General features: G+C 45.4%; 18 protein-coding genes. 7 read left to right on the forward strand and 11 right to left on the reverse strand.

Annotated features, from left to right (window positions below; all coding sequences use genetic code 11):
• Positions 1–133: 133 nt before the first annotated feature.
• On the reverse strand, positions 134–406 hold the full coding sequence (locus tag IM509_RS21010) for an addiction module antidote protein (RefSeq protein WP_081417858.1): 273 nt from the start codon (positions 404–406) through the stop codon (positions 134–136).
• A 201-nt stretch (positions 407–607) separates the two neighbouring features.
• Here IM509_RS21010 and IM509_RS21015 point away from each other — a divergent pair, with 201 nt between their 5' ends.
• Positions 608–2143: a TolC family protein gene (locus IM509_RS21015; protein ID WP_185237242.1), complete on the forward strand. Its 1536-nt coding sequence runs from the start codon at positions 608–610 to the stop codon at positions 2141–2143.
• A gap of 203 nt (positions 2144–2346) precedes the next feature.
• Here the strand turns inward: IM509_RS21015 and IM509_RS21020 are convergent, their stop codons facing one another.
• Positions 2347–3099, reverse strand: a complete 753-nt coding sequence (locus IM509_RS21020; protein ID WP_260441248.1) for an SAM-dependent methyltransferase — start codon at positions 3097–3099, stop codon at positions 2347–2349.
• A 54-nt stretch (positions 3100–3153) separates the two neighbouring features.
• The gene (thiO, locus tag IM509_RS21025) at positions 3154–5085 is read right to left on the reverse strand and encodes a glycine oxidase ThiO (protein ID WP_052277217.1); all 1932 of its coding nucleotides are present in this window, start codon (positions 5083–5085) and stop codon (positions 3154–3156) included.
• Between the two features lie 245 nt (positions 5086–5330).
• Here thiO and IM509_RS21030 point away from each other — a divergent pair, with 245 nt between their 5' ends.
• Entirely contained in the window at positions 5331–5957 is a 627-nt protein-coding gene (locus IM509_RS21030) for a DUF2301 domain-containing membrane protein (protein ID WP_185237240.1), read from the forward strand.
• Between the two features lie 277 nt (positions 5958–6234).
• Here IM509_RS21030 and IM509_RS21035 read toward each other — a convergent pair whose 3' ends face one another.
• From IM509_RS21035 to IM509_RS21050, 4 genes are all read right to left on the reverse strand, one after another.
• A complete protein-coding gene (locus tag IM509_RS21035; RefSeq protein ID WP_052278495.1) occupies positions 6235–7233 on the reverse strand; it encodes a nitrate ABC transporter ATP-binding protein in 999 nt (332 codons plus the stop codon).
• A gap of 47 nt (positions 7234–7280) precedes the next feature.
• Complete coding sequence (locus IM509_RS21040) at positions 7281–9287, reverse strand: ABC transporter ATP-binding/substrate-binding protein (RefSeq protein ID WP_185237239.1); 2007 nt, start codon at positions 9285–9287, stop codon at positions 7281–7283.
• Between the two features lie 140 nt (positions 9288–9427).
• Positions 9428–10255 (reverse strand): nitrate ABC transporter permease, encoded by an 828-nt coding sequence (gene ntrB / locus IM509_RS21045; protein ID WP_002798614.1) that lies wholly within the window; start codon positions 10253–10255, stop codon positions 9428–9430.
• Positions 10256–10389: 134 nt separating this feature from the next.
• Positions 10390–11712 carry a CmpA/NrtA family ABC transporter substrate-binding protein gene (locus IM509_RS21050; RefSeq protein WP_052277215.1) on the reverse strand — a complete coding sequence of 441 codons (1323 nt, stop codon included), beginning with the start codon at positions 11710–11712 and terminating at the stop codon, positions 10390–10392.
• Between the two features lie 1228 nt (positions 11713–12940).
• On the opposite strand from IM509_RS21050, the gene IM509_RS21055 reads away from it, so the two are divergent.
• Complete coding sequence (locus IM509_RS21055) at positions 12941–14107, forward strand: cysteine desulfurase family protein (RefSeq protein WP_052277214.1); 1167 nt, start codon at positions 12941–12943, stop codon at positions 14105–14107.
• Position 14108: 1 nt separating this feature from the next.
• On the opposite strand, the gene IM509_RS21060 is transcribed toward IM509_RS21055, so the two are convergent.
• Positions 14109–14306 (reverse strand): hypothetical protein, encoded by a 198-nt coding sequence (locus IM509_RS21060; protein ID WP_052277213.1) that lies wholly within the window; start codon positions 14304–14306, stop codon positions 14109–14111.
• Positions 14307–14711: 405 nt separating this feature from the next.
• On the opposite strand from IM509_RS21060, the gene IM509_RS21065 reads away from it, so the two are divergent.
• Positions 14712–15653, forward strand: coding sequence for a TIGR04168 family protein (locus IM509_RS21065; RefSeq protein WP_052277212.1), 942 nt, complete (start codon positions 14712–14714; stop codon positions 15651–15653).
• A 191-nt stretch (positions 15654–15844) separates the two neighbouring features.
• On the opposite strand, the gene IM509_RS21070 is transcribed toward IM509_RS21065, so the two are convergent.
• Both IM509_RS21070 and IM509_RS21075 read right to left on the reverse strand, forming a co-directional pair.
• The gene (locus IM509_RS21070; RefSeq protein WP_043995994.1) at positions 15845–16786 is read right to left on the reverse strand and encodes a hypothetical protein; all 942 of its coding nucleotides are present in this window, start codon (positions 16784–16786) and stop codon (positions 15845–15847) included.
• A 298-nt stretch (positions 16787–17084) separates the two neighbouring features.
• The gene (locus IM509_RS21075; protein WP_052277210.1) at positions 17085–17627 is read right to left on the reverse strand and encodes an NUDIX hydrolase; all 543 of its coding nucleotides are present in this window, start codon (positions 17625–17627) and stop codon (positions 17085–17087) included.
• Between the two features lie 107 nt (positions 17628–17734).
• On the opposite strand from IM509_RS21075, the gene ylqF reads away from it, so the two are divergent.
• Together ylqF and IM509_RS21085 are read left to right on the forward strand one after the other, a co-directional pair.
• Positions 17735–18574 (forward strand): ribosome biogenesis GTPase YlqF, encoded by an 840-nt coding sequence (gene ylqF, locus IM509_RS21080; RefSeq protein WP_072925896.1) that lies wholly within the window; start codon positions 17735–17737, stop codon positions 18572–18574.
• A gap of 160 nt (positions 18575–18734) precedes the next feature.
• Entirely contained in the window at positions 18735–20219 is a 1485-nt protein-coding gene (locus IM509_RS21085; protein ID WP_072925895.1) for a glutamate synthase subunit beta, read from the forward strand.
• A gap of 180 nt (positions 20220–20399) precedes the next feature.
• On the opposite strand, the gene rpaA is transcribed toward IM509_RS21085, so the two are convergent.
• Positions 20400–21140 carry a two component system response regulator RpaA gene (gene rpaA / locus IM509_RS21090; protein ID WP_052278494.1) on the reverse strand — a complete coding sequence of 247 codons (741 nt, stop codon included), beginning with the start codon at positions 21138–21140 and terminating at the stop codon, positions 20400–20402.
• Between the two features lie 511 nt (positions 21141–21651).
• On the opposite strand from rpaA, the gene IM509_RS21095 reads away from it, so the two are divergent.
• On the forward strand, positions 21652–22371 hold the full coding sequence (locus IM509_RS21095; protein ID WP_052277206.1) for a biliverdin-producing heme oxygenase: 720 nt from the start codon (positions 21652–21654) through the stop codon (positions 22369–22371).
• Positions 22372–22563 lie beyond the last annotated feature (192 nt).

The raw sequence follows: 22563 nt of genomic DNA on the forward strand, positions 1-22563 counted from the left end.
AACTTTCTAGGAAATAAGGTTGAACATGAGATTTTTTCGACTTGTTCAAAGTGGCCGTCCGGCATCCGGACACTCAAAACGGACGGGTCGAAAGAGTCAGACTTAAGCAATTAAGCGTTTTTCGCTATCTGCGTCAACCCCATTGACGCGACCACCCTAAAAAAGTGGCGTGGTGAGGAATCGCCGTCCGTTTTACGGCGGCGAGGATGTCAAAGAGACTCTCCCGTCCCAAACCCGTCTCACGAGCAATACGAGTCATCCCTTGAGAACGAGCAATATCGCCTAATGCTGCCACTACTAAGCTAGGATCGCCATCTTCGAGGGCAGCTTCCAGATAAGCGGCGATATCTTCTTTTGTTTTCAAGTGATCTGCTGCATCCCAAGGATAAGTCTGAATTGTAGCCATAGAGAACCTCCTATAAGTCTTGGGCTAAATCTAATGCTGTTTTGATGTCCCGTTCAAAATCAATCGAATCTCATTTTAGCCGGTGCTTAAAAGACGGTGGCTTTCATGCTCCCGTGTTACTATCGGTAATTAGTAATCGGCCAACATAGTGGTGTGAGCTTATTTACTTCTTATCGTTTACTGTTTACTTTCGAGATACTCATGTTGCTCTTGCGTTATGGTATTACCGTGAGTGCGGTGCTTGGGTTGATTTTCTTGGCTGAATCCTCGGTTAAGGCACAAACTCAGTCCGCTGCCGATTTATTGAAGAAACCCCGACCTACTGCCAATCCAGTTTCTCAATTACCCAGTCCCTCGGCGGCACCGGCAACCACGGAAGCGGATCCCAAAGCCCCTAATTATCTTAATCCTAGTGGCAATCCCCTAATTTTTCCCACCAAACCGGATGAGGTGAATATTAGGGTAGTACAACCGATCACCTTAAATCAAGCGATCGAATTAGCTTTAAAAAATAATCAGACCTTACAGACAGCCCGGGTCGATTTAGAAATCGCTCGCGCCCAATTAAAGGAACAACAGGCGGCCTTATTACCCACGGCCGAAGCGGAAACCAGTCTCACTCAAGATCAATCGGCAGCGGCCCAAAGACAGAATAATTTGGCTCGTCAACAGGGAATCCCAGCAGTTACACCAGAAGATAGTACCAACCTTCAGGGTAGTGTTCGGATTGTCTATGGGGTTTATACAGGGGGTGAACGGACAGCCCAGATCAAAAGGGCCGAAAAAGTGATCCGGCAACGGGAATTAGAGGTGGAACGAGTCTCGGAACAAACTCGTTTTGATGCCACCGATGCCTATTATGAATTGCAGAGGGGTGATGCTCAGGTAGCGATCTCCCAAGCTGCGATCGAAGATGCTAGTCAAAGTTTACGGGATGCACAATTATTGGAGCAAGCGGGACTAGGAACCCGATTTGCTGTCCTACAGGCGGAAGTTGACCTAGCCAACGCTAACCAAGACCTAACCCGGGCGATTTCTACCCAGCGTATTTCCCGACGGCGACTGGCACAGATATTGAGTGTCGGTCAGCACATTGAGTTAACCGCTGCCGATGAGATTCGCGAGGCGGGAACTTGGGGCTTAAGTCTTGATGATAGTATCGTTTTGGCCTACAAAAATCGCGCCGAATTAGAACAACAACTCTTACAGAGGGAAATTAGCGAAGAGGATCGCTCGATCGCCATTTCGGCGGTGATTCCCCAAGTGGACCTTTTGGGCGAGTATAATGTTCTTAACGATCTCAGTGATGATGCTGGTTTTGGCGATGGTTTTAGCGTCGGCGGCCGGATTCGTTGGACTTTCTTTGATGGTGGTCGTGCTTTTGCTCGCGCCCGTCAAGCGGAAAGAAACATCGATCGCGCCGATACGGAATTCTCCCTCCGTCGCAATGAAATTCGCCTTCAGGTGGAGGAATCCTACTATAATTTGATTTCTAACCAAGAAAACATTAAAACTTCGCAAAAAAGCATTGAATCCGCCACGGAAAGTCTGCGATTAGCCCGTTTACGCTTTCAGGCCGGTGTGGGAACCCAAACGGACGTGATCAACTCCCAACGGGATTTAACCGATGCCAGAAGTCGTTATCTACAGGCGATCGTTGATTACAATAAATCCTTAAATAGTCTCCAGCGAGCGATTAGTAATTTACCAGACAATCGTTTGTTTGAAGTGCGTTAATTGTGGGATTTATCCCGGTGTGGTGTGGGGGGAGATAGCCAAATCTCCCCTATTTTAACGAGTTTGGATAATTCTAATCTGTTGTTCCCGCAATCGCTGCAGGGTGGGAGTTTCCTGTAGTTTTTGCACCTGCGGACGCAGATGATTAAAACAATAGGAATTACTGCGAAACAAAGCTGATCATAAATTGGACGGCTTTTTTTCTAGGCCGCTTGCAGAACATAGAAGGTATAACCATAGAAGTTGCTGAATTTCTCAAAAAGTTTCATCTCTTCTTCAGTTTCACGAATAACCGATGGGCTACTGGGGCTGATTTCCAGCTGCCCGATTCGCTCACGGAGAGGTTGATAATAATTGAGCCACCAAACCTGACTGGGCAGCCTCTGGGTAGAAAGTACCTTAAAACCAGACCTATTAGCCCGAACGATATTCTCAAACTCATTACCCATTGTATGATAGGCGTTTTGCCAATAGGCCACAGCCGGCTCTGGTAGCTCATTAGTAAACCAACTCATCTCCGAGATGACGGCGATCCCGTTGTTAGAAACAAGCGGTCGCCAGATTTTAAGAGCTTGCTCAAACCCAAGATTATAAGCAGCCCCCTCAGACCAAAGTAGATCAACTGAACCCACTGACCAATCAAGTTTAGCCATGTCACCATGAATTGGAATGATTAAATGCTCAAGACCAAGCTGTTTTGCTCGGGTTTTGAGTTCGTCGATAAAAACCGATGAGGAGTCCACTGCCATGACAGGGCTTTGGTAGTATTGTGCCAGCAGTAAAGCACTAGCACCACTTCCACATCCTAGATCGGCAATTCGCGGCTTGAGGGGCAAAATAGAGAGATTACTCAAAATTTTTAGGGAGAAGTCAGAGTCGCCGGGACCTTTATGGTCAAGTCCACGGTGTAAATCAGTTAAAGCGGCAACATACTCAGTTTGATTGTCTGTAGTCATAGAGATTTTTGCTGGCTCTAATAGCTGAAAACAGCCCATTCCTAGCTTAATCGGTTAGGCGATCGTTCCCGTCAGGGGGGAACTAGGACTAGCATAGGACTTAATCGGCATTCTTCCCGCTAAATAGGCTAAACGTCCCGCTTTTGCCGCCATTGCCATGGCCTGGGCCATCATAGCCGGATTGGCCGCCATAGCGATCGCACTGTTAATTAATAAAGCATCGGCCCCCATTTCCATGGCCCGGGCTGCTTCTGAGGGTGTACCGATCCCGGCATCTACCACCACGGGAATTTGGGACGATTCGATGATAATCGCGATATTTGCCTCATTTTTCAGCCCCTGTCCCGACCCAATCGGCGATCCTAGGGGCATAACCGTGGCGCAGCCGGCCTCCTCTAAACGTTTGGCTAAGAGAGGATCGGCGTTAATATAGGGCAGTACGGCAAAACCTTCTTTAACTAATTGTTCCGCCGCTTGCAAAGTTCCGATCGGATCGGGTAATAAATATTTAGGATCGGGAATAACTTCGAGTTTAATAAAGTTATTGTCTTCCTGTCCCAATAATTTGGCCATTTCTCGCCCTAAACGGGCCACCCGAACCGCTTCTTCGGCCGTTTGACAACCGGCAGTGTTGGGTAACATCCAAATTTTAGACCAATCGATCGCCTCTGCTAATCCCTCATGACCGGGTGCGTTCGTTTGTACTCGTCTAACGGCAACGGTGACAATCTGACATTCACTGGCACTAATACTTTCCTGCATAGTCGTCAGATTGGCATATTTGCCAGTCCCAGTCATCAAGCGGGAGTGAAAGGTTTTCCCAGCAATGGTGAGGCGATCATTTTGGGGCGATAAAAGCGCTTGGGGTTTATTCTCAATAATAGTTAAGGACATAGGTGGAATAGTAACGGGTGATGGTTGATTAAAGCGATCGCAGCTAAAATGGGTCAAAATGGGATTAACTTTGTCATTAATCACCAGGTCGGCAATCAAGGAAGCAGTAACAGGAGCGAGTAAAATGCCATTACGATAGTGACCGGTGGCTAAAATCAGGTTATCACAGCTACTGCGGCCTAAAATAGGTAATTCATCCGCTGTACCCGGACGGAATCCCCACCACATCTCCTCGATTTCCCAGTCAGCTAAAGGGGGATAGAGACGGGTAGCACGCGCAAAAAGGGTTTGTAGTCCTTGGGGTGTATTGCCCGTTTGCCAGGCGACTTTTTCGGAAGTGGCCCCGATAATTAAACGACCATTGCGACGGGGAACCAGATAGGTTTGCGGACCGAATAAAACCCTCGCTAAGGTCTGGTTAGGGGGCATTTTTACCGCTGCCATTTGGCCTTTGACGGGATGGATAGGGAGGGGTAAAAGTTGACTGGCCCAGGATCCCGCCGCTAAAATGTAAATTTTTGCTTCTAATTCCCCAATTGAGGTATAAATACTCTTGACTTTTCCCTGCTTTTGTTGTATGGCGTGGACTTCTACCCCTTGGCGAATTTCTACCCCTAAATTTTCGGCCGCTTGTTGCAGGACAGTCACTAGCTGCCGGTTATCCACTTGTCCATCGTCGGGATACCACCAACCACCGACCACATCTTTACCTAATCCGGGTTGGTAGAGGTGAACTGCATTGCTGTCTAACCAAATTTTATTAACTTCCTCGGTAGTAACGGGCTGATCTAGCTCGTAAACGGGAGCAAGAATACCACAGGGATAGTAACCGGTGTTTATCCCCGTTAAATCCTCGATTTTGCGGATCCATTCTGGATATAGCCAGCGCGATTGCAGGCAAAGCTCGAGAAACGGACCCGGGGGAATTCCCTCCGCATGGGGGGCCAACATTCCCGCAGCCGCACGACTAGCGGCCTGAGCTATATCTCGAACTAGGAGGGTAACTTTTGCCCCGCGCAATTGTAAATCGACGGCGATCGCTAATCCGATGATACCACCGCCCACGATCAAAATTTCGCTAGTTGAGTTCATAAAAGTCTCTGGCACCAAAGAGAATTACTGAAATGACAAGCAATTAGAAGTTAAAACAAGAAAGACGTAGTAAAATAACATATATAGTCTTTTTATCCCAATTAATCATAATTTTTAGCTTGATTGACTACTAAAATCGCAATTAGTCAGCCGAGAGGAGGGAGAAGTGAGGCTACTGGCATAATTTAAGCTTAAGATAATTTGTAGTCGATCTTTTCTAAGCTTCCCTTTTTCTTTAGAGCATTATGACTTCCCCTGCTGTCGATCGAGTTTATCAAGGTCAATTCGGAGAGTTTACGATTACGGATAGTGATCGCCTAGGGGTGCGTCTCTACCGTCTGGGTTTAAATTTAGCGGCTTTTAGTTTCGCTGTCGCTACAATTATAGTTCTCACCCGACCGCAATTACTGCCCCTGACTAACCTTTTATACATGGGTTTTTGTCTGGGGTTAGGCATCAGTTTATTGACTATCCATATATATTTAATTCCCCTCCATCGTCTCCTGCAATTTTTTTGGCTAATCGGGGCGATTACTTCCCTAATTTTCAGCCTCTATTCTCACCTTTCTCCCCTAGAATTTGTCTATAACCACCCGGTGAACTTATTCGGTGTCGGCTTTATTTTTGCTAGTCTCACGGGGATTTATTTCAAAGAAGCTTTTTGTTTTAATCGTCTAGAAACCAAGTTTTTAACCCCTCTAGTTCCCACCCTTTTACTCGGTCATCTTTTGGGGATATTGCCCTTAAATTGGGAAAAGGGGCTATTAATTCTCTGGGCGACTTTATTCGTTATCTTTGCTCTGAGAAAGTTAAGCCAACCTCTCCCCAACGATATCGGTGATAAATCGGTCTTTGAACATCTTAATCATTGATAAACTCTCCAGAGATTAAAATCTATTCTAAGATACAGTCTTGCGGGCAAGTGAGTGGAACGAACCACTCCAGACACAAAGGATAAAAAGATCGATCACTACTATATAAGTTAAACTGATCGGGTTTCAGCTTTTTGTTCTTTGTCTCTTTCTGGTTTATTCTTGGTCAGTAATCAGTAAACAGTAATCAGTGAAAAGATAGTAAGAAACTTATATTTAATACTGTCACTTAAAACTCAAATCTGATAACTGATAACTGATAACTGATAACTGTTACTTATCTGGAGTCCTCGATGGTAGCCGGATTAGCAGTATTGGCAGTCTTGCTAGTGAACATTTGTATCAGACTAAAACCGACAAAAGCGAGTAAAGCTATGCCACCAATAGCAGTAACAATTTTACCCACGAGATTTTCTGTGCGGGGTTGTTCGGGGGCATCCTCGTTGGGATCCTCCGAATGGGCAAAACGATTGTAGAGGAAATCGAGGGCTTCATTGCGAAGTTCGTAGTAACGGGGATCCTCGGTAATTTGGGAACGAACCCGGGGACGAGCAAAAGGCATCTTTAACACCTCCCCGATTTTAGCGCTTGGGCCGTTGGTCATCATCACCAAGCGATCGCACAAGAACAAAGCCTCATCGATATCGTGGGTAATCATCAACACGGTTAACTGGTGTTCTTGCCAGATTTTCAGCAATTCTTCCTGTAATTCTTCTTTAGTGATCGCATCTAGGGCCCCAAACGGTTCATCGAGGATGAGGACTTGGGGACGAATGGCCAGGGCGCGGGCGATCGCAACCCGTTGTTTCATGCCTCCCGATAATTGGGGGGGTTTTTTCTGGGCTGCTTCTGTCAATCCCACTAAGGATAGATTTTCTTCCACAATCTTCACCTTCTCAGCGTGAGATTTTTGGGGATAAACCGAACTAACCCCGATATAAACGTTCTCAAAGGCAGTTTTCCAGGGCAGAAGCGAATAATTTTGGAATACCATCATCCGGTCCGGTCCTGGTTCCTTAACCTCTTTATCCTGTAGCAGCACTTGCCCACGACTAGGAGAAGAAAACCCCGCCACCATATTTAAAAGGGTCGATTTACCGCAGCCGGAGTGACCGATAATGCAGACAAATTCCCCCTCATTAACTTGCAGCTCCACACCATCTAAAACGGTGTAAACCCCTTCGGGGGAGGGGTATTCTTTGGCAACATTACTAACTAATAAAAAAGGCTGGGTAGTAGTGGTGGAATTCACGGTCTTATCGGTAAAAGTTTGCATAATTCGTCCTAGATTTATTTTAAGGTGGGCAAAGCCCACCACAACCATTAATTAGCGACGGTATCATCGAGGAGAACTTCTGAGACGCGATAATCGCGACGGATCGAGAAACGTTCCAGATAGCTGATCGGATCGTCGGGATTGAAAATAAGATGATCGAAGAGGGCAAAACTGTGGCGATTGGGTTCCAAATCGGGAAGGCCCAGGGACCGGCAAGCTTCACCAAACAGATCGGGACGACGGACGCGTTCAATCACTTCTACCCAGTTGCGGGGGAAAGGCGCGTAACCCCAACGGGCAAGCTGAGTTAGGGTCCATAACGCCTCACTGCGGCCCGGACAGTTAGCTTGATCGACGTAAAACTGGTTAAATCGGAATAGGGGTTCGGGGGCGGTTCCTAAACCGCGATCGTAACCATCGAGGAAACCAGGCCGAATAATTGTCCTATCCACGCCCACATACTGGGGCTGACTGAGAATATTGACGATTTCTTCTCGATTACGCTGATCATCGCAGTATTCGCAGGCTTTAATTAAAGCTTTCACCATGGCGATATGGGTTTCGGGATGTTTCGCTGCCCAAGTTTCCTTGACTCCGAGAACTTTTTCTTGGTGTCCGGGCCAAATATCAAGATCGGTGGCGATAACGTAGCCTAATTTTTCGTGAACGGCGTAGGAGTTCCAGGGTTCCCCCACACAATAACCGTCGATCTTACCCGCTTTTAGCAGGGAAACCATCTGAGGCGGCGGAATTACGGCTAAATTCACATCACTATCGGGATCGATGCCGCCACTAGCTAACCAGTAGCGTAACAGCAGATTGTGCATGGAAGCGGGGTGAACCATGCCGAAAGTGGCGATTTTATCGGGACTTTGCTGGAGGGCATCCTTTAAGTCCTCCAGTTTTTCTACCCCCAATTCCCTGTATTTATTGCTGAGGGTGATGGCGTTACCGTTGCGACTGAGTACCAAAGCGCTAATGACGGGGACAGAGGGCTTATTGCCAGCGCCAATGGTCATGCTGAGGGGCATTCCCGCCACCATCTGGGCCGCATCGAGACGACCGGTGGCCACCCCTTGGGCGAGTGCTTTCCAGTTGGGTTCTCGTTGCAGGATAACATCCTCTAATCCTTCCTCGGCGAAGAAACCTTTCTCTTTGGCGATAATAATCGGAGCGCAATCGGTGAGGGGGATAAAACCGATGGTGGGATTGGTTTTCAGTCTGGTAGCTTGACCGATCACTGTCACCGGTCCGGTGGGTTGACCGACTTTCTTCGATCGCTTCTGTTGGTTGAGGAAATAAACGATCTCGTTACGGAGGGCGTAGTAACTGGGATGGTTAACTACTTCTAAACGATGCCGGGGCCGGGGAATGGGAACATCGAGAATCTGACCGATATGGGCCTCTGGACCGGTGGTTAACATCACCACTCGATCGGATAGTAATAGGGCCTCATCCACATCGTGCGTGACCATGATACAGGTAACGTGGCTTTCTTCGACGATTTCCATCAAACGTTCCTGTAAATTGCCTCTGGTTAACGCATCCAGCGCCCCAAAGGGTTCATCGAGTAGCAGGACTTTCGGCCGTAGGGCTAGAGCGCGGGCGATCGCTACCCTTTGTTTCATGCCTCCCGATAATTCTCCCGGTCGTTTGTTGGCCGCATGGCGCAGGTGTACCATATCGATACTATGTTCGATGACACTTTTGCGTTCAGCAGCCGGTAGATGACGCAGCACGCGGTTAACTCCTAGGGCGATATTTTCTCGGACGGTTAACCAAGGCAGCAGAGAATAATTCTGGAAGACCACCATGCGATCGGGACCGGGACCTTTAATTTCTTTTCCCTCTAAAATCACCCCTCCCACCGTCGGGCGATCGAGTCCAGCGACCATATTTAAGAGGGTGGATTTCCCGCAACCGGAATGACCGATTAAAGAGATAAATTCCCCTTGAGTAACGCTGAGATCGATATTTTTTAGGGCGATATATTGACGGCCATCGGGCAGAGGGAAAACCTTATCAATGTGATCGACTTCAATAAATGCAGACATTTTCAGTTATCAGTTATCAGTTATCAGTTATCAGTTGTCAGTTATCAGATGTGAGTTTTTAGTTTACTGTTTACTGTTTACTTAAAAAGCTCCCCACACCCCACACCCTGCCCCCACCGAAAAACTTTTTGCCGCAAACCCTATTTATTTTCTTCGGGTACAACTAATTTAGCGATGTAGGCCATGAGGCGATCGAGTAGGAAACCAACAATACCCACATAAATCAGAGCGAGGATAATTTCACTGATCATGGAACTATTCCAAGCATCCCAGATAAAGAAGCCAATTCCCACGCCACCGATCAGCATTTCCGCCGCTACAATTGCCAACCAAGATAAACCGATACCGATTCTTAATCCGGTGAAAACGTAGGGAACGGTGGCGGGAAAAAGAATATTGAAAAAGTATTCAACTTTGGATAATTTCAACACTCTAGAGACGTTTTTATAGTCTTGGGGAACCTGCTGTACTCCCACGGCCGTGTTAATAATAATTGGCCAAATTGCTGTAATAAAAATTACAAATATGGCACTAGGTTCGTTATTACGAAAAGCCGCTAGGGAGATGGGTAGCCAAGCTAGGGGGGGAACGGTACGCAGGATTTGGAAAATCGGATCGATCGCATCATAAATTAGGGCGCTACTACCGATTAAAATACCCGCAGCGATGCCAACAATAGCGGCAAGGGTGAAACCGACGGCCACCCGTTGTAAACTAGCTAAAATTTGCCAGAATAACCCCACATCCGTGCCACCATTATTGAAGAAGGGATTAATAATTAATTCCCAGGTCTCGCTAACCACTTTGGTGGGACTAGGAAGGGGAGCATCGGGACTAAAACAGAGAATTTGCCAGAGGAGAAGGAAAATTAATAAAGCAATCGCCGAAGTTGCTAGTTTGGATAATTTTTTTTTCAGGTCTTTTACCCATTTCTGACCTTGAGAACGACGAGAAATAGAAACAGCCATAATCAGTTATCAGTTATCAGTTATCAGTTATCAGTGGTTGAGTTGTCAGTGGTTCAGTGGTTCAGTTATCAGTGGTTCAGTTATCAGCTATCAGAAAATCATCTTTAACTGATTACTGATCACTGAACACTGATTTAAACCTTTTTAATCTTGAGAGATTTCAGATAAGCGGTGGGATTTTCAGGGTCAAAAGTAACACCATCAAAGAAAGTTTCCACACCGCGAGAGGTAGAGGTGGGAATTTGATCAGCCGGAACATTGAGGGCTGTGGCGGCTTCTCTCCAGATATCTTCCCGGTTAACCTTATCAACTAAAGCTTTGATGTCCGTATCGGCGGGAATATAGCCCCAACGGATGTCTTCAGTCACAAACCAAGTATCATGACTCTTGTAGGGATAGGAAGCGTTATCAGCCCAGAATTTCATGGCTACGGGGCTATTTTCGATTTTGCGACCATCACCGAAATCGATATTACCCTGCATTCTTCCCAAGATATCGGCGGGGTCAATTTTCAGCCATTCCCGTCCTGAAATAATCTCGCACATTTCCTTAACATTAGCGGGATCATTGCACCATTGCTGCGCTTCCAAAACAGCCATGGTTAAAGCTTTTGCCGCTTTGGGATTTTTATCCACCCAATCGGCGCGCATAGTTAGGGCTTTTTCGGGGTGATCTTTCCAAAGTTCCCCGGTAATCAGGGCCGAATAACCGAGTTTTTTGTTAACCAATTGGGCGTTCCAAGGTTCCCCCACACAGAAAGCTTGCATCGTGCCGACTTTCATGTTAGCCACCATTTGTGCCGGAGGAACAACAATTAGGGATAGATCTTTATTCGGATCGATGCCGCCGGCGGCTAACCAATAGCGCATCCAGAGATCGTGAGTACCACCGGGGAAAGTGACGGCGGCTTTAACTTCTTTGCCCGCAGATTTAGCTTTAGCGAAGGATTCTTTCAGTACACCGCTATCGAGGGCAACCTTTAGATCCATGTATTCGTTAGCCACAGAAATCGCTTGACCATTGGTATTCAAACGCGCCAGAATATACATCGGTACTGGCTGTTTGGTGATTTTGCCCAAGGTCATTAGGTAGGGCATGGGGGATAAAATATGCGCCCCGTCGATACCGTTACCCGCCGAACCTAATTCGAGGTTATCCCGGGTTGCAGCCCAAGAGGCTTGTTTCATCACCTGTACATCGGGCATCCCGTGTTTAGCGAATAAACCTTTTTCTTTGGCGATAATTAAGGGGGCAGCGTCGGTGAGGGCAATAAAACCTAGTTTAGCGGTGGTGACTTCGGGGGTTTCTCCACTGACAACGGGGGAAGCGGCAGGACTGCCGGCCGGGGAGGGACTGGTCGCGGTATTATTGGGAGTGGCGCAACCGTGGAGAATTGCTGTTCCTACGGCAGTTGCCCCGGCAGTGAAGATAAATCTACGTCTGGAAAGTTTACTCATGGACTAAAAAATCGTGATTAGAAACTAAACAAAGGTGATGAAACGGTGAAAAATTCTCATTATTTCCCCCGCGGTGATAACCGAGAAGATTTCTTGCAAGTAACTGTTGATTCAGTAAGGAGGCTTTAACTATTTTTATCTCTCGATCGCTTTTGCTTCTCCATCTGGGGAGATTTAGCAGTAGTTTTTGTCTAAGAGATTTTTTCTAGAAGCATAACAGTTTTGAGGAGTCGATAGATAGGGGCGGTTTTTAGTCATCTGGGCTAGAAAGATCACTTTATTTCAGGGTTATCACCGAAGCAATTAACTTAAATTTACAGTCTTCAACGGGAAAGATAGTATAGATTGTTACAAAATATTGTCAGTCATGTAATAAGAGCATAAAAATTTGTCTGAAACGCATGGTAGAGCGATGGGTTTTTTTTAGCTATCTTGAATCAGTTATCATACTAAATCCAGTTATTAAAGACTGATTATCTATTCCTCCTTTTGCCTCTTGCCCCTTGCCTCTTGCCTATCCTGATAACTAGCCTATACTCAACGGATTTAGGATCAGATTTGAGTTTGCCGTTGACTGATTACCGGTTAATCTTTACCGATTACTGAAAAATCGCCGCAAGTATTAGCAACGGGACCAGCTTGAGACAATCTCTGTTATGCTTTGGAACTTGCCAAGGGCAAAAGCATATTATTATCGATCGATGTTTCCCCTTGATTAGATGCTTAGGGATATTGTCAATAGTGGGAGTTAGTCATCTGTGCCTATTTGATCGTTTGTCTTGATCACGATACTTTTAATCCTTACTGTCGCACCTATCCCAGACTCTGATCAAAAACTGGCTGTCTGGGATTCAGGAAAGAGCCGAAAAAATCTCTTAAATAACCTTCAATTATTCTACAGCGTTTTATCTGTTTTCATTTCATTTTAAGATGGCTCAAAGTTTCCCCGTTCCTGACTATCTTTCGGGTTTACTAGGCTTTTAGAACGGTTTTATGACTTTGATTGTTGACGATATTTGCTCTGTCTTTGGGATGACTTTTGCTGGTCTGCTGCCGAGATTGACACAAGAGAGGTAAAATCGACTCTGTGGGGATGCTTTAACCGGCATCTCTGTTTTTTGACAGGGGAAGATTTAACTGCCCCGACAATCGATCGAGTGTTAAACCTAAGCCGCTAAACTGAAAATAGCTGCTTGTCCTTGGCTCTCATTTCTCAGATTGTAAAATAATGCAAATTTATCTTGACTATAGTGCCACTACCCCCACTCATCCCCAAGTAATCGATCGGGTTGCCACTATTCTGCGGCATCATTGGGGTAATCCCTCCAGTTTACACAGTTGGGGACAGGATACGGCGACAGTCATCGAAATGGCTAGAGAACAGGTAGCAGGGTTAATTAATGCCAATCCAGACCAGATTATCTTCACTTCTGGCGGCACAGAAGCCGATAATTTAGCGATTATCGGGGTTGCTCAACAGTATAACCGCCCCCGTCATATAATTATTTCTAGTGTGGAACATTCGGCGATCGCTGAACCCTGTAAACAATTAGAGCAGCAAGGTTGGCAAATTACTCGTCTTCCCGTCAATCGTCAAGGTAGGGTGAATCCTTTAGACCTAAAAGCCGCAATTCAAAGCGATACGGTCTTAATTTCCATTATTTACGGACAAAGTGAGGTGGGAACCCTACAACCGATTGAAGAATTGGGCAGCATTGCCAGAGAAAGGGGTGTTCTTTTTCACACCGATGCGGTGCAGGTGGCGGCAAGATGCGATATTGATGTGCGGAAACTGCCCGTAGATTTATTATCTCTTTCTAGCCATAAAATTTATGGAATGCAAGGATCGGGAGCTTTATACATCAGAGCGGGTGTCGATATTTTACCATTACTGCGGGGCGGTGGTCAGGAAAAAGGTCTGCGATCGGGAACCCAATCTGTGCCAGCGATCGCATCTTTTGGTTTAGCGGCCGAATTAGCCCAAAAAGACTTAATTAGCGAAAAAATGCGTTTAATGGCCTTGCGAGATCGATTATTTGACCTCTTAGCTGATTATCCTTATCTGCTACCCACGGGAGACCGATTCTATCGTTTACCCCACCACGTCAGCTTTATTGTCCGTCCAGACGATAACAGTCACATCACGGGAAAACAGCTAGTTCGTCAGCTTAATTTAGCAGGAATCGGTATTAGTTCTGGAGCCGCCTGTCATAGTGGCAAACTTTCCCCCAGTCCAATTTTAAAAGCTATGGGCTACAGCGATCGAGAAGCATTAGCGGGAATTCGTTTAACCCTGGGAAGGGACACCAGCGCAGCCGATATTGATTGGACTGCTCTAGTATTAAAACAAGTGATCGATCGCTGTTTATCTGCTTTAATTGTAAGCAAGAGTTAGTTTATGCCTCAAATTGTCCTTCAATCAAGATAATTTCGCCAAAATCGGGGATCCATGCCACCCAACGGCCCTGATCCTGTTCACAGAGTAGTAGCGCTTCATCAAAGCTGTATGGAGAGGGAAGCATTCTTAGTCGTACCCATGTATTTGCTTGGGGACAGGTAACAACAGCAGTAGTGCGAGATTGTAGTAAGGACATACACAGATCACCCTGATAATTCTGTATCTAAATTTACAAACAAACCGATGACTGTGGATAACTTTGTTTTAAATCTTTACCTTTTCATTGGTAATTTGAGAAAAAATCTCTCTTTCTTGCCCACGGTTTTCGACTACCAATCCTAGTTAGGGTTTGCTGAATAAATGTGAAATATAGACGAGGTAAGGGTTTTAGGGTTCTGTTTCGCTCCCACAGATGCAAGATTTTGAGAGAATCGTGGTTCAAAACCTTGCGTCTTCATCGGCCCGCGTCCTGTAGGGGCGAAGCATTCGGGCAATAACCTATCGCTGAAACCGGAGATTTTCTAACCGAATGCTTCGCCCGTACTTTTTCAGCCAATCCTAGTTATGATCATTATTGGTAAATGATAGTTGATAACTGGTAATGGTAAGTTCTTTCCCTCGCACCTATAAAATCGCCGTCATCGGTGACGTTCACGACCAATGGGAAATAGAAGATAATTTAGCTCTAGAAGCTTTACAAGTGGATTTAGCCCTATTTGTGGGGGATTTTGGCAATGAATCCCTAGAAATTGTCGGCCGGATTGCTAGTTTGTCCTTACCAAAAGCCGTTATTCTCGGTAATCATGACGCTTGGTATAGTGCCACCTCCTGGGGACGAAAAAAATGTCCCTACGATCGCAATCAAGAAGATCGTGTCACCGCCCAGTTAGAATTATTAGGGGTTGCTCATGTGGGTTACTCAAAACTAGACCTGCCCAGTTTACAGCTTTCGATTGTTGGGGGTCGTCCCTTTACTTGGGGAGGTTCCGAGTGGAAAAATGGAGAATTTTTTCAAGAACGCTATAATATCAGCAGTTTTGCCGAATCTACTGCCAAAATTATCGCTAATATTCAAGATACTGCCTATAATAACCTGATTTTTTTAGGTCACAATGGTCCAGCCGGACTGGGAAAGGAAGCGGAAGCTATCTGTGGTCGCGATTGGCAACCCTTGGGAGGGGACCACGGGGACCCAGATTTAGCAGCGGCCATCGAACAAGCACAGCTATTAGGAAAACAGGTTCCTCTCGTCAGTTTCGGTCATATGCACCACCGTCTCCGTCATACTACTTCCCGTTTACGCAATCCCGTGGTCACTTCCGAGATGGGAACTGTTTATCTGAATGCTGCTAGTGTCCCTCGCATTCTCCACTCTGATAGGGGTAAATCTCGCAATTTTTCCCTAGTCACTCTTGAAGAAGGTCTAGTCACAGAAGCATCTTTAATCTGGTTGAACGATAATTTCGAGATTATCAGTAATAGAAAACTTTATCACTCCGGGTCGTCAATCGATCGCCTATCTCCCCAATCTTGTTATTCTTAAGTTTTGACAATAGACCTTTTCTTAATCTTATGCGGTACAACCACTAATATCAGTTATCAGTTATCAGTTATCAGTTATCAGTTTTCGGTTAACTGTTTACTGATTACTGATTACTAAAAAAAGCTTCCCAATTCATAATTCATAATTCATAATTTATAATTTATAATTCATAATTTATAATTTATAATTTCCTATAGATAGTTAAGTTTTTGAGCGATTAGAGGTAAAGCAAGAGCGATAGCAACACTAACAATCATACCGATAAAAGCTTTCAAGGCATCCCCTAAAACCAATTTACCCGTGGCGGCTAAATTAGGGGTTTCTCTGGTTAAAGTCAGAGAAATTTCTCGACCTCCTAATAAACCTAAAAATACCCAAGTGGTACTCATGGGAATATGATTATAGCCAACAAAAAAGAGTAAAATTAAGCCATAAATTAAGTTAATAATTGTTGCAGAACGCGGATCATGGGCGTTAGTTTTGCTAGTGACAATTTTCTCGATTTGACCACCATGATTAATAAAAATGATGGTTTGCAGGAGTAGCATAACTGTTAGAGATAAAACTAACCATGTTGCCGCTAACTGTCTGGGAAGATAGGCGAAAATATTTGCAAAATCTTGCATTAACCATTGACTCCAGAGAAACCCGGTGGATAACCACTGTAAAACTACCCAGATTTTTTGAGGTTCTTTATTAACTGTTTCTAGGAAAAAGTTTTCTAATCGATAAATAATTCGATAGATTACTAACCCCACTATAACAGCAATAGCATAACCCCAAGCGGATTTAACTAACATTTCATCTAGAGATTGGGGAGCAAAAACTGTTAAAACCAAAAAGGTTGTACTCACAGGTATTCCCCAAGTGGTGAGAATTAAAATTGCCAGGGGAGGAACGATATAAATCCAAGTAAAATTTTCTGGGAAGGGAATCATTTCTAGTCGATTATAAGCCACATCTCCCTGATTAATGTACCAACCAGCGATAAAAATTGAGGCTAAGATTATACTGGAATACAGCCATAAAATCCACCAGGGACGTTCTTCATTGGCACTTAAAAAAGTCCCTAAAGTCTGTAGGGAATCGTTGGCAACGATTGCATAAGCTGATAGAATAAAGCCAGCAATCATAAAAAAATTACTCATAGACAAGTGAAAAAAATAAAACTTAAAGTAATACAAATCCTGTTCAAACAGTAGAGAAAAGCGCAGAGGTAGGAGAGCGGGAAGTGGGGAAGTGGGGAAGTGGGGAAGTGGGGAAGTGGGGAAGTGGGGAAGTGGGGGAATTTCAACTAAAACCCTAACACCCTAACACCCCAACACCCCCCGCAACGCGCACGCAGTGACCACCCTATCTTCTGAATCCTGACAACTGGCTCCCAAAAACGAAAACTTCCTACTTCTCTATTAATATAATCGCTAGAATTACTTAATTTTGCTTTAAAAAATCCCTCGCCAGATAGAAAGCTGCTAAACTACCAGAGACAGTAATTTCCTGCGGATTAATTTCCTGTAAAGGTCGCAGAATAACTTCGATTTCCTCGGTAACATCTAACTTTTGTTGACCTGTGGGGGTAGCATTAAGAGCCAAAAAAATATGAATTCTGTTAGTATCTTTAACAGGATTATCGTACAAAACAGCTAGAGGCATTAGAGAATCACTGTGATAACCAGTTTCCTCCTCGAATTCCCGATGCGCTGCTGTGGTAATATTATCTTCACCCGCATCCACTGATCCAGCGGGAAATTCCAATAAAATTTCCTTAACTCCGTGACGATATTGACGGACAAAAACTAATTGATTATCCTCAGTAACTGGAACAACTAAAACAATTTCAGGACGAATATTAACGAAATAATCATCGATAACTTGTCCAGAGGATAACTTCACCGCGTCTTGACGGACTTGACACCAACGATTCTGAAAAACTAGCTCAGATTTAACAATTTGCCATTTTTTTAAATTAGTCATCGATAATCCTGTTATAATTGCAGTGAAATTACTAAACTCTTTCTCAGATAATTATAGCTATCTAGGGACTATTCCTGATAAGATCTAATTTTATACTCCCATCTCCCATGTCGTTAATTCAATGGTATCCCGGTCATATTGCCAAAGCGGAAAGAAAACTTAAGGAACATCTTAAACTCGTGGATGTGATCCTAGAAGTGCGCGATGCTCGCATCCCCTTAGCTTCCCATCATCCGCAGGTGGACGATTGGATTGGCAATAAACCGCGCTTATTAATCTTAAATCGTCTCGATATGATTCCCGAATCTGCCTATCAACAATGGGTAACATGGTTTAAAAGTCAAGGAGAAACCGTCTATTTTACTAACGCTAAACAGGGAGAAAGAGTTAAAGCAATTATCAAAGCGGCGGAAAAAATTGGCGATGAAATTAACCAAAAACGTCAACTAAGAGGAATGTTACCGCGTCCAGTGCGGGCTGTGGTGATTGGGTTTCCCAATGTGGGCAAATCTGCCCTGATTAACCGTTTATTAGGGCGAAAAGTCGTCGCCAGCGCCCGCAGGGCTGGAGTAACGCGACAATTACAATGGGTACGAATTTCCGACACCTTAGAATTATTAGACGCGCCGGGGGTGATTCCTTCCCGTTTAGATAATCAAAAGGATGCGGTGAAATTAGCTATCTGTGAGGATATTGGGGATGCTGGTTATGATAACCAAAGGATAGCGGCGGCTTTTGTTGATTTATTAAGAGAATTACAGTATGAAGGACTTTTACTATCTCGTTACGGGTTGAATACCCTAGACATGACCGGGGAGGATTTTATCGAAAAATTGGCCGATCTCAAATATCAAGAAGATAAAGAAAGGGCAGCCATGCAGTTACTCAATGATTTTCGTAAGGGAATAATCGGGGCTATCCCGTTAGAATTGCCCCCTTCCTCTTGAAATCGCCTGTTTTTAACTCAATAGTTAATTACCCAATTTGTCAAAATTACCGCCTGTTAGTCCACTGAGCTGCCGATAAGATTAAAGAAATCGGTAAAGTTGCGGGATCGATCGAACTGTGAAGGAAGATAGGGGATAAACGACAGAGATAAAAAAGACTATGGGCAAACCGACTGGCTTTATCGAATTCCTGCGTGAACTTCCTTCCGAACTTACCCCTCTCGATCGCCTTCATAATTGGGATGAGTTTCATCTTCCCATGCCAGAAGATAAACTCCGCAATCAGGCTGCCCGTTGTATGGATTGTGGTACACCATTTTGTCACACGGGAACCCTAATTAGTGGCATGGCCAGTGGTTGCCCGATTAATAACCTGATTCCCGAATGGAATGATTTAATCTATCGAGGATTGTGGAGAGAAGCCCTCGATCGCCTCCATAAAACCAATAATTTCCCCGAATTTACCGGTAGAGTCTGCCCCGCTCCCTGTGAGGGTTCCTGTGTTCTCGGTATTCATAATCCCCCCGTTACGATCAAAAATATTGAATGTTCAATTATCGACAAAGGTTGGGAATCCGGTTGGATTACTGCCAATCCCCCCGCAATCCGTACCGGCAAAAAAGTGGCCGTGATCGGTTCTGGACCTGCTGGATTAGCGGCCGCCGACCAGTTAAATAAAGCCGGTCACTGGGTGACGGTTTACGAACGGGCCGACCGTCCCGGGGGTCTATTAATGTACGGTATCCCCAACATGAAGTTAGATAAAGAAGAAGTGGTTCTGCGTCGTCTCCAGATGCTCGAACAGGAAGGGGTAAAAATGGTCTGTAACACAGAAGTGGGCAAGGATATCAGCAGCCAAGACCTATTAAACGAATATGATGCCGTGGTTATCTGTACCGGAGCCACCAAACCCCGGGATTTAAACATCGAAGGTCGCCAATTAAAGGGTATTCACTTCGCCATGGAGTTTCTCACCGCTAATACAAAAGCACTATTAGACGGACAGCCCGGGGAAGATTTTATCTCGGCTGCGGGTAAAGACGTGGTAATTATCGGCGGTGGCGACACGGGAACCGACTGTGTGGGGACTTCCCTGCGTCATAACTGCCATAGCGTCACCCAATTAGAAATTATGCCGCAACCGCCCCGAGAACGGGCTGCCGATAATCCCTGGCCCGAATGGCCGAAAATCTACCGTCTGGACTATGGACAAGAGGAAGCGGCCGCCCGTTTTGGCGATGACCCCCGGGTTTATACCACCACAGCAACCAAATTCGAGGGGGATAGCCAGGGTAACGTCACAGGGATTCACACGGTACAAGTGGAATGGCAACGCAACGAAAAAGGACAGTTTATCCCCCAACCAGTGGCAGGAACAGAAAAAGTCATCCCGACGCAATTAGTTCTATTGGCCATGGGATTTTTGGGACCAGAACAGCCTTTACTCGATGATTTAGGCTTAGAAAAGGATGCCCGCAGCAATATCAAGGCCGAACACGGTCAATTTGCCACTAGCTTACCGAAAGTCTTTGCAGCGGGGGATTGTCGTCGTGGTCAAAGTTTGGTGGTTTGGGCGATTAATGAAGGCCGCGGGGCCGCCAGGGAATGCGATCGCTTTTTGATGGGGGCGACGGATTTACCGTAAACCAGTAGTTACTCCCACCATTGTCCTGACTTGCTGGGGGTGTTTTCCCCTCGTTATCGTCAGGGACAAAAAGAGGCCTCAGCCATAGCCATCAAAACCCAACCGCGAGTCAAACCTTCTCAATCTGAAGAGGAGGAGGAGCGAGGAAACAATTGTCCCTATTGCCTATCCGCTCCCTGTTTAAACTGTTGCCACCGATGAATCAAGCACCACCTGTTCATTGGTGGGTAACTCCAGACAATAACCCGCACCGTAAACGGTTTTAATATAGCGAGGGTGGCGGGGATCGGGTTCTAGTTTCGTTCTCAAATGGCGAATATGAACGCGAATAGTCTCGATATCATCATCGGGATCATATCCCCAGACTTCCTTGAGAATATCACTAGGGGAAACGGTTTGACCGTGACGTTGGAGAAGACAGTGGAGTAACTCGAATTCTAGATGGGTTAACTTGACCACACCTTCAAACCAGACCGCCTCAAAACGTTCGGGAACCAGGGTTAAAGGTCCAAAACTGAGTATTTCTGAGTGTTTAGCGGCTTGGGGAATGCGATCAGTGCGTCTCAGGAGAGCGCGCACCCTAGCTAACATTTCCTCCACCTCGAAAGGTTTGGTCAGGTAATCATCGGCACCGGCGTTAAAACCTTCCACTTTATCTTGGGTTTGCCCCAAGGCCGTGAGCATCAAAATCGGGATGTCGGACGTGCGTTCATCTCGTCGCAAACGCTGACAGACGGTAAAACCATCCACTTTGGGCAACATTAAATCCAGCATGATTAAATCGGGTTGTAACTGGACGGCCAAGGCCTGGCCTTTAATCCCGTCCTCTGCGGGGTTAACGTCATAACCCGCCATCTCCAAGTTGATGGAGACTAATTCCGCGATTGCAGGATCATCATCGATTACAAGTATTCGGGGCATTACCAGAGTGTTATGACTAAGGGTTTGGGTAGGGGGTTGCTCAATGTGTTCTCGCTGACATCGCAACTATGGCTTTGTCTCTCAAGGGCCTGAGTTTAGCACAACATAAAGAATCCTGTACTGATTATAAGCATGATTGCTAAATTCGGTTTCAATTTGTGAAATTTTGCCTATATAAGTCTCCTGAATGTTAAGAGTTTTTAAGAAGTGTAAACAGTGTTGGTCGAAAATTGATATTGGTGCCAGATTATACCCTCTCCTGCCCAAAGATCAACTAGGGAGCAGTTTTTCACTAATCTTTACAATTGCGCCATCTCGATGGATACCGGTTTCAACTGGCGGTCAAGTCCTGCTAGAGCTAACTTTTCCCCCCTAAGCTCCCCTGGCGGCACTGTAAAAATTCTTAATAAAATTAGCGATCGATTCAGTTTAATCTACCAAAATAGGCGGTTTTAGTAAGCATCTGTAACGAACCCGATCCATTCTACTCATCCCAACAGGTGATCATAATATGAGCGTTAATTTATCAACTCAACTGCGAGAAGGCACGAAAAAATCCCATACCATGGCAGAAAACGTCGGTTTTGTCAAGTGTTTTCTCAAAGGTGTGGTGGAAAAAACTTCCTATCGCAAACTGGTGGCTAACCTCTACTTCGTCTATTCGGCCATGGAGGAGGAGATGGAAAAACTTTCCAGTCATCCCGTCGTTTCTAAAATCTGTTTTCCTGAACTCAATCGCAAAAATGCGCTCGAACAGGATTTATATTTTTATTATGGTCCTAATTGGCGCAACGAGATCGCTTTATCTCCCGCAGGTCAGGCCTACGTTGACCGGATTCGGGAAATCGCCACAACAGAACCCGAATTATTAGTTGCTCATTCCTATACCCGTTATCTCGGCGATCTGTCTGGGGGGCAAATCTTGAAAAAAATCGCCGAAAAAGCGATGAATCTGGAAACTGGTGGCACTGCTTTCTATGATTTCAAAGATATTCCCGACGAAAAAGCCTATAAAAACCACTATCGTCAAACCCTCGACCAGTTACCGGTAGATCAAGCCATGGCCGATCGCATTGTCGCCGAAGCTAACGCCGCTTTTGGCCTGAACATGAGAATGTTCCAAGAGTTGGAAGGTAATCTGATCAAAGCGATCGGAATTATGCTCTTTAATACTCTCACCCGTCGTCGCAGCACCGGCAGCACCGAAACTGGATTGGCTACCGCCGAATAGTAGTCAAGAAAACCAAAAAAACGGAAATTCTAGAATTTGGGTAATGGTCAGCCTTGACATCCTCGCCGCCCTAAAAGTGCGGCGATTCCTAAACCTCACGATTTAAGTTTCTGCTTCCACCACCGTCGCATACCACAGTTAAAAAACCATGTACTGTCTTACACAGAGTCCACAGACTTTCGCCCCATTTCA

This window comes from Microcystis sp. M31BS1 (genome assembly GCF_020245285.1).
GTDB classification, from domain to species: domain Bacteria; phylum Cyanobacteriota; class Cyanobacteriia; order Cyanobacteriales; family Microcystaceae; genus Microcystis; species Microcystis panniformis.